General features: G+C 57.1%; 11 protein-coding genes. 4 read left to right on the top strand and 7 right to left on the bottom strand.

Annotation, left to right across the window (positions count from 1 at the left end):
• Positions 1-65: 65 nt before the first annotated feature.
• Positions 66-707 (bottom strand): helix-turn-helix transcriptional regulator, encoded by a 642-nt coding sequence (locus NHG65_RS10425; RefSeq protein WP_085116321.1) that lies wholly within the window; start codon positions 705-707, stop codon positions 66-68.
• Positions 708-793: 86 nt separating this feature from the next.
• On the opposite strand from NHG65_RS10425, the gene NHG65_RS10420 reads away from it, so the two are divergent.
• Together NHG65_RS10420 and mfd are read left to right on the top strand one after the other, a co-directional pair.
• Positions 794-1,777, top strand: a complete 984-nt coding sequence (locus tag NHG65_RS10420) for a threo-3-hydroxy-L-aspartate ammonia-lyase (protein WP_413478651.1) — start codon at positions 794-796, stop codon at positions 1,775-1,777.
• A 151-nt stretch (positions 1,778-1,928) separates the two neighbouring features.
• The gene (gene mfd / locus NHG65_RS10415) at positions 1,929-5,408 is read left to right on the top strand and encodes a transcription-repair coupling factor (protein WP_499183277.1); all 3,480 of its coding nucleotides are present in this window, start codon (positions 1,929-1,931) and stop codon (positions 5,406-5,408) included.
• A 33-nt stretch (positions 5,409-5,441) separates the two neighbouring features.
• Here mfd and NHG65_RS10410 read toward each other — a convergent pair whose 3' ends face one another.
• Complete coding sequence (locus tag NHG65_RS10410; RefSeq protein ID WP_499183276.1) at positions 5,442-6,542, bottom strand: GGDEF domain-containing protein; 1,101 nt, start codon at positions 6,540-6,542, stop codon at positions 5,442-5,444.
• Between the two features lie 198 nt (positions 6,543-6,740).
• Here NHG65_RS10410 and NHG65_RS10405 point away from each other — a divergent pair, with 198 nt between their 5' ends.
• On the top strand, positions 6,741-7,226 hold the full coding sequence (locus NHG65_RS10405; protein WP_099062349.1) for a heme-degrading domain-containing protein: 486 nt from the start codon (positions 6,741-6,743) through the stop codon (positions 7,224-7,226).
• 230 nt (positions 7,227-7,456) lie between these two features.
• The gene (dauA, locus tag NHG65_RS10400) at positions 7,457-9,145 is read left to right on the top strand and encodes a C4-dicarboxylic acid transporter DauA (RefSeq protein WP_499183275.1); all 1,689 of its coding nucleotides are present in this window, start codon (positions 7,457-7,459) and stop codon (positions 9,143-9,145) included.
• Positions 9,146-9,392: 247 nt separating this feature from the next.
• Here the strand turns inward: dauA and kdsA are convergent, their stop codons facing one another.
• From kdsA to prfA, 5 genes are read right to left on the bottom strand one after another with little or no spacing between them, the layout of a single operon-like run.
• Positions 9,393-10,247, bottom strand: a complete 855-nt coding sequence (gene kdsA, locus NHG65_RS10395; protein WP_207977810.1) for a 3-deoxy-8-phosphooctulonate synthase — start codon at positions 10,245-10,247, stop codon at positions 9,393-9,395.
• 33 nt (positions 10,248-10,280) lie between these two features.
• Positions 10,281-11,090 carry an invasion regulator SirB1 gene (gene sirB1 / locus NHG65_RS10390; RefSeq protein WP_085116314.1) on the bottom strand — a complete coding sequence of 270 codons (810 nt, stop codon included), beginning with the start codon at positions 11,088-11,090 and terminating at the stop codon, positions 10,281-10,283.
• On the bottom strand, positions 11,087-11,485 hold the full coding sequence (locus tag NHG65_RS10385) for a SirB2 family protein (protein WP_499183274.1): 399 nt from the start codon (positions 11,483-11,485) through the stop codon (positions 11,087-11,089). The genes sirB1 and NHG65_RS10385 overlap by 4 nt, the downstream gene beginning before the upstream one ends.
• Before the next feature lie 51 nt (positions 11,486-11,536).
• Positions 11,537-12,373, bottom strand: a complete 837-nt coding sequence (gene prmC / locus NHG65_RS10380; protein WP_112348082.1) for a peptide chain release factor N(5)-glutamine methyltransferase — start codon at positions 12,371-12,373, stop codon at positions 11,537-11,539.
• The gene (gene prfA / locus NHG65_RS10375; protein WP_012006414.1) at positions 12,373-13,458 is read right to left on the bottom strand and encodes a peptide chain release factor 1; all 1,086 of its coding nucleotides are present in this window, start codon (positions 13,456-13,458) and stop codon (positions 12,373-12,375) included. Before prfA ends, prmC begins: the two co-directional genes overlap by 1 nt.
• Positions 13,459-13,460 lie beyond the last annotated feature (2 nt).

Raw genomic sequence — 13,460 nt, 5'->3', positions numbered from 1 at the left:
CTATACCCCGTTTAGGGAACCACCCTGACGCCTTTTATTCCGCCGATCCTCCTAACGGCAGCACGTCACCCGGCGTCACGCTTTAACAGGTTGTAAACCGACACCCGCGAAATACCCAATGCTTCCGCTACCATGGTGGCTGCCCCACGCAGTTGCAGATACCCCTGTTGCTTTAACAGTTGGATCACCTGAAAACGCTGGTCGGAAGAGAGTGCGCGTGGCGCGCTGGCATGCGAAGCGGCAAAGTTATTGATCACCGAGGCAATATCCGACAGCGAACGTGCGCCTTCGGCAACCGGCTGTGGCGTGCTCTGCACTACGGCGGTCAATTGTTGCAGGATGGCCGTGGCGCTGTTGAAGATCGAGACGTCCAGATTCAGGCAGATCGCGGCGACATAGACTCCCTGGCTGTTGCGCAGGCCAATTGACGTACTCTTGGCGGGGCGGCCGTCCGGGAAGGCATTGGCATAGTTTTGCACCACATCAGGGAAGTCTGGCGAAGCAATACGCTCCAGCCCCATTTCGCTGGCGGCGTCGCCAATACTACGGTTAGACAGATTATTGGCGATGGCGACGATAGCATGGTCTGGCTGCGTCAGATCGTGCAGCACCACTTCGCAACTGGGGGCAAACATGGTGCCCAGTGCCTGAACAATTTTTTCTGCTTCACGCAGCAACAGCGCATTTTCCTGCCTGAGATCGCTCATTGAGTTAACCATTTGACAATAACTTTACAAAGAGTAAATTAAAATCTTCGTGTTATCAATCAACCTTTCACCTACGCGAGGTCGCCATGAGTTCAACGCCCCACTGTATTACCGCCGCCGATATCTCTACCGCCGCAGAAATCCTGAACGGGCATGCCATTCGCACGCCAGTCATGACCTCGCAGCAGGCCGATCGCCATACCGGCGCGCAGTTGTTCTTTAAATGCGAGAATTTCCAGCGCGTCGGCGCCTTCAAGTTTCGCGGCGCGTACAATTCAATTGCTCAATTGAGTGAGGCGCAACGCAAGGCAGGGGTGATTGCCTTCTCCTCCGGCAACCACGCACAGGCCATGGCGCTGGCGGCGCGGGAGTTAGGGGTCAGCGTAACCATAGTGATGCCACACGACGCGCCGGCCACCAAATTGGCGGCAACGCGGGGTTACGGTGCCAACGTGGTGATTTATCAGCGTCACAGCGAAGACCGGGAGGCCATTACCCAGCGCCTGGCGGCCGAGCATGGCCTGACCATGGTGCCCCCCTATGATTATCCGCAGGTGATTGCCGGCCAGGGGACCGCCACCAAAGAGTTGATTGAGGAAGTTGGGCCGTTGGATGTGTTGCTGGTCTGCACCGGCGGCGGTGGCTTGCTGGCCGGCAGTGCGGTGGCGGCACACCACTGGTCACCGGGCTGTCGGGTATTCGGCGTGGAGCCACAGGCGGGTAATGATGTGCAGCAGGCATTCCGCAGCGGCCAGCCGGTACAGATCCCGGTCCCCAAGACCATCGCCGACGGCGCACAGACTCAACAGGTGGGTGCGTTGACTTTCCCAATCATTCAACACTACGTCGAGGATATTTTGACGGTCAGCGACCCACAGCTGTGTCGGCAGATGCGCTTCTTTATGGAAAGAATGAAAATGGTGGTCGAACCGACCGGCTGTCTGGCCGCGGCGGCGGCGATGAACTCGCTGCTCGATCTGCGTGGCAAAAAGGTCGGGGTGATCGTCAGCGGCGGCAACCTCGACGTCGATAAAATCACCGACTATCTCGCCATGGCGGCACAAGAATAATGCCGCCAGACGGTTAAATATCCACCGACAGACTGTAGCTTCGCGTTTTTACCTGTGTCAGTTTACTGCCCAGTGGGCTAGAATTACCGGGTAAAGGCGCGGTGTTATTTGTGCCGGGGCGAAATTTAACACATTGATTAAAGATACCTTAATGAGCATCTCCGATAACCGTAACCGTTCCGCATCGTCACCCTCCCGTTATTCCCTGCCTGAGCGCGCGGGCGATTTGCGCCAACTGGGGCAACTGACCGGTTCGGCCTGTGCCGTGGAATGCGCCGAGATCGTCGAACGTCATAACGGGCCGGTGATGCTGATCGCCCCGGACATGCAAAATGCCCTGCGGCTGCGCGACGAAATTCAGCAGTTTACCGATCAAATGGTGACCACGCTGTCCGACTGGGAAACTTTGCCCTACGACAGTTTCTCGCCGCATCAGGAAATCATCTCCGCCCGCCTGTCGAGCCTGTACCACCTGCCTACCATGGTGCGCGGCGTCATTATTCTGCCGGTCAATACCCTGATGCAGCGCGTTTGCCCGCACGAGTTTCTGCACGGCCACGCGCTGGTGATGAAAAAAGGCCAGCGCCTGTCACGTGACAAATTACGCGCCCAACTGGAACAGGCCGGCTACCGCAGCGTCGATCAGGTGATGGAGCATGGCGAATTCGCCACCCGCGGTGCGCTGCTCGATCTGTTCCCGATGGGCAGCGAAGAACCTTACCGCCTCGATTTCTTCGACGACGAGATCGACAGCCTGCGCACCTTTGATGTCGACAATCAGCGCACGCTGAGCGAAGTCGACGCCATCAACCTGTTGCCGGCTCATGAATTCCCGACGGATAAAAATGCCATCGAGCTGTTTCGTAGCCAATGGCGCGAGCAGTTTGAGGTGCGCCGCGACGCCGAACATATTTATCAGCAGGTCAGCAAAAGCACCTGGCCGGCCGGTATCGAATACTGGCAACCGCTGTTCTTCAGCCAACCGCTGCCGTCGCTGTTCAGCTACCTGCCGGACAATACGCTGATCGTCAATACCGGCAATCTGGAAAGCGCCGCCGAACGCTTCTGGCAGGACGTTAACCAGCGCTACGAGAGCCGCCGAGTCGATCCCATGCGTCCGCTGCTGGCACCGGACAGCCTGTGGTTGCGGGTTGATGCGCTGTTTGGCGAGTTGAAAGCCTGGCCGCGCATGGCGCTGAAAACCGAAGAGCTGCCGGCCAAGGCCGGTAACACCAATCTGGATTATCGCGTACTGCCGAGCCTGGCGGTGCAAGCCCAGCAGAAAGCGCCACTGGACAACCTGCGCCACTTTATTGAAAGTTTTGACGGCAGCGTTATTTTCTCGGTCGAAAGTGAAGGTCGCCGCGAAACGCTGCAGGACCTGCTCGGCCGTATCAAGCTCCGCCCTTCGCTGATCCAGCATCTCGATCAGGCCGAGGCGGCGGGCCGCTACATGATGGTCGGTGCCTCCGAACGCGGTTTCCTCGACGGCATGCGCAACCGGGCCTTGATCTGCGAAAGCGATCTGCTCGGTGAACGCGTCAGCCGTCGTCGGCAGGACAACCGCCGCACCATTAATACCGATGTTCTGATCCGCAACCTGGCTGAGCTGCACCCAGGCCAGCCGGTGGTGCATCTGGAACACGGCGTTGGGCGTTACGTCGGCCTGACCACGCTGGAAGCCGGTGGTATCAAGGCCGAATATCTGATCCTGTCCTATGCCGGTGAAGACAAACTTTACGTCCCGGTCTCATCACTGCATCTGATCAGCCGCTATGCCGGGGGCGCTGACGATAACGCGCCGTTGCACAAACTGGGCGGTGATGCCTGGTCGCGCGCACGGCAAAAAGCCGCCGAGCGGGTACGGGACGTGGCGGCAGAATTGCTGGATATCTATGCCCAGCGCGCTGCCAAAACCGGTTTCGCCTTTAAACATAACCGCGAACAGTATCAACTGTTCTGCCAGGCCTTCCCGTTTGAAACCACCCCGGACCAGGAGCAGGCGATCAACGCCGTGCTGAGCGACATGTGCCAGCCACTGGCCATGGACCGTCTGGTATGCGGTGACGTCGGCTTCGGCAAAACCGAAGTGGCGATGCGCGCCGCCTTCCTGGCGGTGGAAAACGGCAAACAGGTTGCGGTATTGGTGCCCACCACCCTGCTGGCACAGCAGCATTTCGACAACTTCCGCGATCGCTTTGCCACCTGGCCGATCCGCATTGAGATGATGTCGCGCTTCCGCAGTGCCAAGGAGCAGCAACAGGTGATGGACGATGCCGTTGAAGGCAAAGTGGACATCATCATCGGCACCCACAAACTGCTGCAGAGCGATCTGCGCTGGAAAGATCTGGGGCTGCTGATCGTCGATGAAGAACACCGATTCGGCGTACGCCACAAAGAACGCATCAAGGCAATGCGCGCCGATGTGGATATCCTGACGCTGACCGCTACGCCTATCCCACGTACGTTGAATATGGCCATGAGTGGCATGCGTGACCTGTCGATTATCGCCACGCCGCCGGCTCGTCGTCTGGCGGTAAAAACCTTCGTACGCGAGTACGACAGCCTGGTGGTACGTGAAGCTATCCTGCGTGAAGTGCTGCGCGGCGGCCAGGTTTACTACCTGTACAATGACGTGGAAAATATTGAAAAAGCCGCAGCAAAACTGGCAGAGCTGGTGCCGGAAGCGCGTATTGCCATCGGCCACGGCCAGATGCGTGAACGCGACCTGGAACGGGTGATGAACGATTTCCACCACCAGCGTTTTAACGTGCTGGTCTGCACCACCATTATCGAAACCGGCATCGACATTCCCAGCGCCAATACCATTATCATTGAGCGTGCCGATCGCTTCGGGCTGGCCCAGCTTCACCAGCTACGTGGCCGCGTCGGACGTTCGCACCATCAGGCCTATGCCTATCTGCTGACACCGAACCCGAAAGCCATGAGCACCGACGCCCATAAACGGCTGGAGGCCATCGCATCACTGGAAGACCTGGGTGCCGGCTTTGCCTTGGCCACTCACGATCTGGAGATCCGCGGCGCGGGCGAGCTGCTCGGTGAAGACCAGAGCGGCCAGATGACGACCGTCGGCTTCTCACTGTATATGGAACTGCTGGAAAGCGCGGTGGATGCATTGAAACACGGGCGCGAGCCGTCGCTGGAAGATCTCACCAGTAACCAGACCGAAGTGGAGCTGCGTATGCCGGCCCTGCTGCCGGATGATTATATTCCGGACGTTAACACCCGGCTGTCGTTCTATAAGCGCATCGCCAGCGCGAAAAATGATGGTGAGTTGGAAGAACTGAAGGTGGAACTGATTGACCGCTTCGGCCTGCTGCCGGATGCGGCGCGTAACCTGCTGCAAAGCGCGGCGCTGCGTCAGCATGCCCAACTGCTTGGGATCAAGCGCATCGAGGGCAATGAACGCGGCGGGTTTATTGAGTTTGGCGAGAAAAACAAGGTCGACCCAGGCTATTTGATTGGGCTATTGCAAAGCAATCCGCAGGTCTATCGCCTGGATGGGCCGAGCAAGCTGAAATTTATGCTGGATCTGACCGATCGCCAGAAACGCCTGAAGTTTACCGAGGAACTGCTGAGCGCATTCCGCGAGCATACGCTGGCCGCCTGATCCATGACCCCTCCTGAGTTCGTCAGGAGGGGTCTATCGATGCCGAAAGCCTTCACCGAGCGGTGAGTACTGCATCAACCGGCTACAGACCACCTGATTTTTCCCCCGACGTTTGGCGTCATACAGCGCTTCGTCCGTCACCTCTATCGCTTTATCTATCGCCATACCGGGTAGATACAGTGACGCACCGATAGAAATGGTGATCCGCGTCTCGCGGCCCGCATCCAGCGAAAATACCCTTGCCTCTATGCTGTGACGGATCCGTTCCGCCACCCCACCAATCACCGCCGGATCATAGCTGGCGGTAATCACCATAAACTCCTCTCCCCCATAGCGACCGACAAAATCTTCGCTGCGCACGCTGTTTTTCAACAGCTGGCCGACCTGAGTCAACAGCAGGTCCCCGGCCAAATGACCGTAGGTGTCGTTGATACGCTTAAAATTATCCAGATCGAGGATCATCAGCCCACAAGGGCGCCGTTCTGCGTATTGCGCCATCAACCGGTTGTCAACGCTGGCGCGGTTACTGATGTGGGTCAGGCTGTCAATGGTGGCTTTATCGCGCATCGAGAAATAGGCGCGGATATGCCGCTCTTTGAAATTGAGCGCATGATAGCAAATGGCCAGGCACAGGGCCGAGATAGCCTGATACAGCAACACATCCAGCCACAGCGTCCGCATATCAACCAGGTACCAGACCACCGTGATGCGGTATAGCGCAATCAAGCCGATAGTCAGATAAAACACCCGGTTCGACTTTCTCAGCCAGACCCGCGACAGCAGCAGGGGAATGATGATCGAACCGATAAACAGGTTATCGACGGTAAACCCACCGCTCAACGCCAACAACATCAGATAACACGCCAGTCCGCTGATCGCGCCGCCATAGAAGGTGACCAATATCATCGGGATCATGGCAAAGCTGTAATGCACGTTGCCGATCAACTCCAGTTGGTTCTGGTTCAAAAGCAACACCGCCAGCCCGGCCATCAGGCCAAAAAGCAACCGTTTCCAGCGCTCCGACTGATAGGAAAAGGGCGAGTTTTTGCTGAGGGCAAAATAACTGACCGACAGGGTGGCGTAGGTAATGCACGCGTCGCTATACAGGGCAGGAATGGAAGCAACGTAAGTCATAAATATTTGGCAGGCTCCAGGGAGTCGACAGGCTAGTTAGTCACGAATTTGAGAACGGCTCCCTGTCTCATCCATTTCGGCATGGCATATATTACCCAGTTTAATAATAGATTAGCAGTTCTATGTTATTTCCAAGGTATCTATCCCACTTCAGCGGTTCAGGATAGTCTGTTAGCCACCTAGAGAGGAGGAACAAGCATGAATATCGATGATGATTTGCACGCGCTGTCCAAACAGGAAACGGCGTTGACCTTCAGTCATTTTGACCATAACACCGCCTGGGAGCTGGGCGTGGCCTTGAAATCCGCCGCAGAGCAGCGCCATCTGTCGATCGCCATCGAGATCCAGCTTGCGGGGCAAACGCTGTTTTATTACGCCATGCCCGGTACCACGCCCGATATTGCCGACTGGGTGCGACGTAAACGCAACGTGGTGAATCACTTCCACAAGAGTTCTTACGCTATCGGCCTGCGTCTGCAACAGCGGCAATCGACGCTGGAAGAACGCTATGGCCTGAGCATACGCGACTACTCAGCGCACGGCGGTGCCTTCCCGGTTAATTTGACCGGGCTTGGCTGCATCGGCACCATCAGTATTTCCGGCTCGCCACAGCTGGAAGACCATAATCTGCTGGTTGGCACCCTCGCCCGTTTTCTCGGCTTATCCCTGCCAGCGGTACATTAAGCAGCAAAAGCCCCTCTATTCTATCCGGGCTGGCCGCCAGAGCCGCGGCCAGCCTACCCCCTGGAATTTACTGCCTTTTTGAAAGAGCCTGATTCTGATTTTCCGCAGCGCATTGATGTATATCTAGGAATCACCGTCGCAACAGGCGTATGGTGTCTATCAGCTATTCGAGACGGACCGCCTCCGGCCCGCCATTCCGTTCTCTTTTATAGACTTGGTTTACACCTTAGATGAAAACGCATGAAATTAACGGCATTCGGCCGTTCAGCGCATTGATTGACGCCTGTTGGCGAGATCCTTATTCCCTGCAACGCCTGCTAAAAGACGCCATCGCCGGCGTCACCGTCGGTATTATCGCTATCCCCCTGGCAATGGCACTGGCGATTGCCAGCGGCGTCCCGCCTCAATATGGCTTGTACACGTCGGCAGTCGCCGGGATTGTCATCGCCATTAGCGGCGGCTCACGCTACAGCGTTTCCGGACCCACCGCCGCCTTTGTGGTGATCCTCTATCCGGTTTCGCAGCAGTTTGGCCTGTCTGGCCTGCTGATTGCGACTCTGCTTTCCGGGCTGTTTTTGGTGCTCATGGGGCTGGCTCGCTTCGGCCGGTTGATTGAATATATTCCCCTGTCGGTGACGCTGGGCTTCACCTCCGGTATTGCCATTACCATCGCCACCATGCAGGTGAAGGATTTCTTCGGTCTGCAAATGGCGGAAGTGCCGGAACACTATGTAGGTAAGGTCTACGCCCTGCTGCAGGCGCTGCCTACGTTGGACATCGGCGATACGCTGATCGGCGCGGTGACCCTGTTGATCCTGATATTCTGGCCGAAGCTTGGCCTGCGGGTGCCAGGTCATTTACCCGCATTGCTGGCAGGCACCGCGGTGATGGGCATTCTGGCGATGTTTGACCACCCGGTGGCCACCATCGGCTCTCGCTTCAGTTACCTGCTGGCCGACGGCACTCAGGGCCATGGCATCCCGCCCATTCTGCCGCAGTTGATGCTGCCGTGGGATCTGCCGGCCGGTGACGGCAAGCCGATGGTTCTGAGTTGGCAGACGATTTCCGCCCTGCTGCCGGCGGCGTTCTCCATGGCCATGCTGGGTGCGATTGAATCCCTGCTGTGTGCCGTGGTGCTGGATGGCATGACCGGCAAGAAGCACAACTCCAATACCGAGCTTATCGGCCAGGGCGCGGGCAATATCATCGCTCCGTTCTTTGGTGGCATTACCGCCACCGCCGCCATTGCGCGTTCTGCGGCTAACGTGCGCGCCGGGGCTACTTCGCCGGTATCCGCCATTATCCATGCGTTGCTGGTGCTGTTGGCGCTGCTGGTGCTGGCGCCGTGGCTGTCCTGGCTGCCGCTGGCGGCAATGGCGTCGCTGCTGCTGATGGTCGCCTGGAACATGAGTGAAGCCCACAAGGTGGTCTACCTGCTGCGACGGGCACCGAAAGACGACATTCTGGTGATGCTGCTGTGCCTGTCGCTGACGGTGCTGTTCGACATGGTGATCGCCATTACCGTGGGCATCGTGCTGGCTTCGTTGCTGTTTATGCGCCGCATTGCACGCATGACGCGCCTGAGTGAGCTGAGCGCCGAAAACGGCCGTCTGGTACTGCGGGTGAATGGTCCGTTATTCTTCGCCGCCGCCGAGCGCATTTTTAATGAGCTACTGGTGCGCAGTGAAAGTTATGACGTGATTGTCTTGCAGTGGGATGCGGTACCGGTGCTGGACGCCGGGGGGCTGGATGCCCTGCAGCGCTTTATCGAAGCCCTGCTCCCGGGCAAGCAACTGGTGATCACCGATATGCCGTTCCAGCCGTTGAAAACGCTAGCGCGGGCACGGGTACAACCGATTGAGGGGAAACTGCATTTCTACGCAACGCTCCCCGAGGCGCTGACAGCGCTAAACACCTGAAAAACCAAAAGCCCGACAAGTCGGGCTTTAATATATTCATCAAATCGTCTTTAAGCCCGAGATACTCGGGCCTAGCGCACCGTGGGGCCATTATGGGACACGTCCGTGTGTCCCACCCTACAGGCCGACAAAGTCGTTCCAATTTGCTCCCGGCAAATTGGTCGGCAACTAAAGTTGCTACGACCCCATCGGCACGCTCTCCCTAATAACAGGCCTTATCAACCGTCTGAGAGTTTACTTATCGCACTTAGTTGCTGGTATCCAGCTCTGGGAAGCTCTTCACCAGATCGTCGATGGCTTTCATCTGCACCAGGAACGGCTCCAGCTTGTCCAGCGGCAATGCGGACGGGCCATCACACTTGGCGCTGTTCGGCTCTGGGTGTGCTTCGATAAACAGCCCCGCCAGACCTACCGCCATACCGGCACGCGCCAGTTCGGCAACCTGCGCACGACGACCGCCGGATGCAGCACCAAACGGGTCACGGGTTTGCAGGGCATGGGTCACATCGAAGATCACCGGATGGCCACCAGTAGCATTCTTCATCACGTTGATACCGAGCATGTCGACGACCAGGTTATCGTAACCAAAGTTGCTGCCGCGATCGCACAGGATCACCTTGTCGTTTCCGCCTTCCTTGAACTTGTCGACGATATTGCCCATTTGGCCAGGGCTGACGAACTGCGGTTTCTTGACGTTAATTACCGCACCGGTTTTCGCCATCGCTTCCACCAGATCGGTCTGGCGAGCCAGGAACGCTGGCAGCTGGATCACGTCAACCACTTCGGACACCGGCTGCGCCTGTGAGGCTTCATGCACGTCGGTGATGGTTTTCACGCCAAAGGTTTTTTTAATTTCTTCGAAGATCCTCATCCCCTCTTCCAGGCCCGGTCCGCGGTACGAGTGGATAGAAGAACGGTTGGCTTTATCAAAAGAGGCTTTAAAAACGTAAGGGATGCCCAGTTTTTGCGTCACGGTGACGTAGTGTTCGCAAATGCGCATCGCCAGATCGCGCGATTCCAGCACGTTCATACCGCCAAACAGCACAAACGGCAGATCGTTCGCTACGTTGATGTCACCAATGCTAACCACTTTCTGTTTCATGCTTTCGCCTTTGTTGATGTTAAATCAAATGAATTAATGCAGCGTGACCTGTTTCGGTTCAATCGAGTGGATCTGTACTTTGATCACTTCGCTGACCGGATCTTCAGGACACTGTTCGACAAAATAATTGAGATCGGAAATGGCAATATGGTTGCATTCCAACTGGGCGTAAATCAGCCCACGGTCGCGGATTTCATACGGGTCATCCGGATCGAAGCACAGCACCGTTTCGCTGGCCCGCAACGCCATTTCCATCTGTTTTTCTTCCATCAGGGCAGCTTTCAGCGTATCCAGCATCTTACGCACCACCATGACGTTTTCTGACTCATCGAGATCGTCGTCTTCCAACTCGGCGCCCAGACCCAGGTTGCCCTTGATCCACACTTCCAGCTGATGCTCGTTCAGCGTTTCACCGTTCAACGGGTTGATCAGCCACATCTCTTCATCCAGCCAGTCTGCCCGCAGGATCAGTTGGGTGGGGAAAATCACCGGCAGCAGCGGTAAATCCAGATGCGCGGCGATGTGCAGGAAAATGGTGCCGAGCGAGACCGGCGTGCCCTGGCGCCCTTCCAGCACCTTGTCGAGCCAAATCGCGTCGGACAGGCGATACACGCCACCGGCACCGCCAAAACCCCAGGTTTTGAAGAACAATTCAATGAGTGCGTCCAGTTGCTGTTCCTGGCTGAGATCCTTCGGCATCGCCGCACGCGCGTCGTCGACCAGCTGTTGCAGCTTACGTTCGACCTCGGCGGTGGGGAAATCTCGCCGCACGGACTGCGAAACCAGGATCACGCCCGCGCTCAGCAGCGCGGTGTTAAATTCAAAATCAGCAATGCTACTCATAAGTATCCCATCAGAAACGGTATTTTCGTCGTGGCAAGTTTAATTATCAGGTACAGACAGCCCAACGCCAGCACAAACGCCAGGGTGCGCAGGTTCTTACTTTTGGTCTTCTTGCCCAATGCGACGTAGCCAAGCAGGATATAGATAATAACGCCAAACAGCTTCTCGGTCAGCCACGAGTCCATACCCAGCAGCGGATAAAACTTGAACATCACCACCAACGCAATACCACTGGCGAACAACACCGTATCATTTATGTGCGGCGTTATCTTCACCCAGCGCTTGTTCATCATGGCGGAATTACGCCATTTCCAGAAAAAGCGCAGCACAAACAAGATAATACTGATGGCGACCGTCAATAAATGCAGATGTTTTAACGCCGAGTAGACTGCCATATTGCTTCCTTTTATTTATTCGCTGTGTGCTTTGTTATTGTTGGTTTTCAGTTACTGCTGCGGCCATTGGCCAAACGTCACGCGATCGTTATCTCCGTAATCACGGCGGGTAGCGATCGAAATAAAACCGGCGGCCTGCAGCAGTGCGCGCACGCTCTCACCCTGCTGCCAGCCATGTTCCAGCAGCAGCCAGCCCTGAGACTCCAGATAGTGCGGTGCCTGCTGCACGATAGCGGACAAATCCGCCAACCCATGCTGCTGCGCGACCAGCGCGCTGCTGGGTTCAAAACGTACGTCGCCCTGCGCCAGATGCGGATCGGCGGCGTCAATGTAGGGAGGATTACTGGCGATCAGGGCGAAAGTCTGGCCGGCCAGCGGCGCAAACCAACTGCCCTGAAGGAATTGTGCGTTGCCGATCTTCAGCTTCTGCGCATTATGCTGCGCCAGTGCTACCGCTTCAGGCTGTAAATCAACACCGGTGACCTTGCAGTCCGGGCGTTCACTGGCCAGTGCCAGCGCAATCGCACCGGTGCCGGTGCCGAGATCGAGGATGTGGCAAGAGGATGACGGCAAGCGTTCCAGCGCCAGTTCCACCAGGCATTCGGTGTCCGGACGCGGGATCAGGGTCGCCGGTGATACCGACAGCGGCAGCGACCAAAACTCACGTTCGCCGATCAGGTAAGCCACAGGTTCGCCACGTTCGCGGCGAGCCAGCAGCCTTTCCAACTGTTCCTGTTGTTGCGGCGTCAGCAACGTTTCGCCGAACGCCATCAGGAAGGTTCTGGCCCGGCCGGTCACAAAACCCAGCAGGATTTCTGCATCACGCCGGGCGCTTTCGCTCTGCCTCAACCGGGCAACTGCCGCCTTCAGCCAGCATTGATAGTCCATTACTCTGGCTCAGCGGACAGCGCGGCGAGCTGGTCGGCCTGGTATTCCTGCACAATCGGTTGGATCAGCATGTCCAGCTTGCCTTCCATCACCTCGTCCAGACGGTATAGCGTCAGGTTGATGCGGTGATCAGTCACTCGCCCCTGCGGGAAGTTATAGGTGCGGTTGCGATCGGAACGGTCGCCAGTGCCCAACAGGTTGCGGCGGGTTGAGGCCTCTGCCTGCTGGCGCTTGGCCATTTCGGCGGCACGGATACGCGCGCCCAACACCGACATCGCCTTGGCTTTGTTTTTGTGCTGTGAACGTTCGTCCTGACACTCCACCACGATGCCGGTCGGCAAGTGGGTAATACGGATTGCCGAGTCGGTGGTGTTAACGTGCTGGCCACCGGCACCGGAGGAACGGAAGGTGTCGATTTTCAGATCGCCGGCATTGATCTCCGGCAGTTCGGCTTCCGGCACCGCCGGCATCACTGCCACGGTACAGGCGGAGGTATGAATACGCCCCTGCGACTCGGTTTCCGGCACGCGTTGTACGCGGTGACCACCAGATTCAAATTTCAATTGGCCGAAAACGCCATCGCCAGAAACCTTGGCAATCACTTCTTTATAGCCGCCGTGCTCGCCTTCGTTGGCGCTCATGATCTCGACGCGCCAGCGACGCGTTTCTGCATAACGGCTGTACATACGGAACAAATCGCCGGCGAAGATCGCCGCTTCGTCGCCGCCGGTACCGGCACGCACTTCCAGGAAGCAATCGCGCTCATCATCCGGATCTTTCGGCAACAGCAGCACTTGTAATTGCTGCTCCAGTTCTTCCGTCGCCGCCTTGGCGTCTTTCAGCTCTTCCTGCGCCATTTCGCGCATTTCCGGGTCATCCAGCATCATTTCTGCCGTGGCCAGATCGTCTTGCACCTTACGCCATTCAAGGAAACAGCGGCTGACATCGGTCAACTGTGCATATTCGCGCGACAATGCGCGGAACCGATCCTGCTCGGCAATAACGCCGGCATCGCCGAGCAACGCCTGCACTTCTTCATGGCGCTCTTGTAACGCTTCCAGTTTGGCAACAATAGAAGGCTTCATGC

Source organism: Serratia myotis, from assembly GCF_027474885.1.
Taxonomy (GTDB): domain Bacteria; phylum Pseudomonadota; class Gammaproteobacteria; order Enterobacterales; family Enterobacteriaceae; genus Serratia; species Serratia proteamaculans.
The sequence above is the reverse complement of the archived record's forward strand: the minus strand, read 5'-3'. Positions and strand labels throughout refer to the sequence as shown.

Excerpts from the sequence above, each read along its gene's own strand:
- NHG65_RS10420 (WP_413478651.1), top strand. The coding sequence starts at position 794 with ATGAGTTCAACGCCCCACTGTATTACCGCCGCCGATATCTCTACCGCC.
- kdsA (WP_207977810.1), bottom strand. The coding sequence starts at position 10,247 with ATGAAACAGAAAGTGGTTAGCATTGGTGACATCAACGTAGCGAACGAT.
- mfd (WP_499183277.1), top strand. The coding sequence starts at position 1,929 with ATGAGCATCTCCGATAACCGTAACCGTTCCGCATCGTCACCCTCCCGT.
- prfA (WP_012006414.1), bottom strand. The coding sequence starts at position 13,458 with ATGAAGCCTTCTATTGTTGCCAAACTGGAAGCGTTACAAGAGCGCCAT.
- NHG65_RS10405 (WP_099062349.1), top strand. The coding sequence starts at position 6,741 with ATGAATATCGATGATGATTTGCACGCGCTGTCCAAACAGGAAACGGCG.
- NHG65_RS10410 (WP_499183276.1), bottom strand. The coding sequence starts at position 6,542 with ATGACTTACGTTGCTTCCATTCCTGCCCTGTATAGCGACGCGTGCATT.
- NHG65_RS10385 (WP_499183274.1), bottom strand. The coding sequence starts at position 11,485 with ATGGCAGTCTACTCGGCGTTAAAACATCTGCATTTATTGACGGTCGCC.
- prmC (WP_112348082.1), bottom strand. The coding sequence starts at position 12,373 with ATGGACTATCAATGCTGGCTGAAGGCGGCAGTTGCCCGGTTGAGGCAG.
- sirB1 (WP_085116314.1), bottom strand. The coding sequence starts at position 11,090 with ATGAGTAGCATTGCTGATTTTGAATTTAACACCGCGCTGCTGAGCGCG.
- dauA (WP_499183275.1), top strand. The coding sequence starts at position 7,457 with ATGAAAACGCATGAAATTAACGGCATTCGGCCGTTCAGCGCATTGATT.
- NHG65_RS10425 (WP_085116321.1), bottom strand. The coding sequence starts at position 707 with ATGAGCGATCTCAGGCAGGAAAATGCGCTGTTGCTGCGTGAAGCAGAA.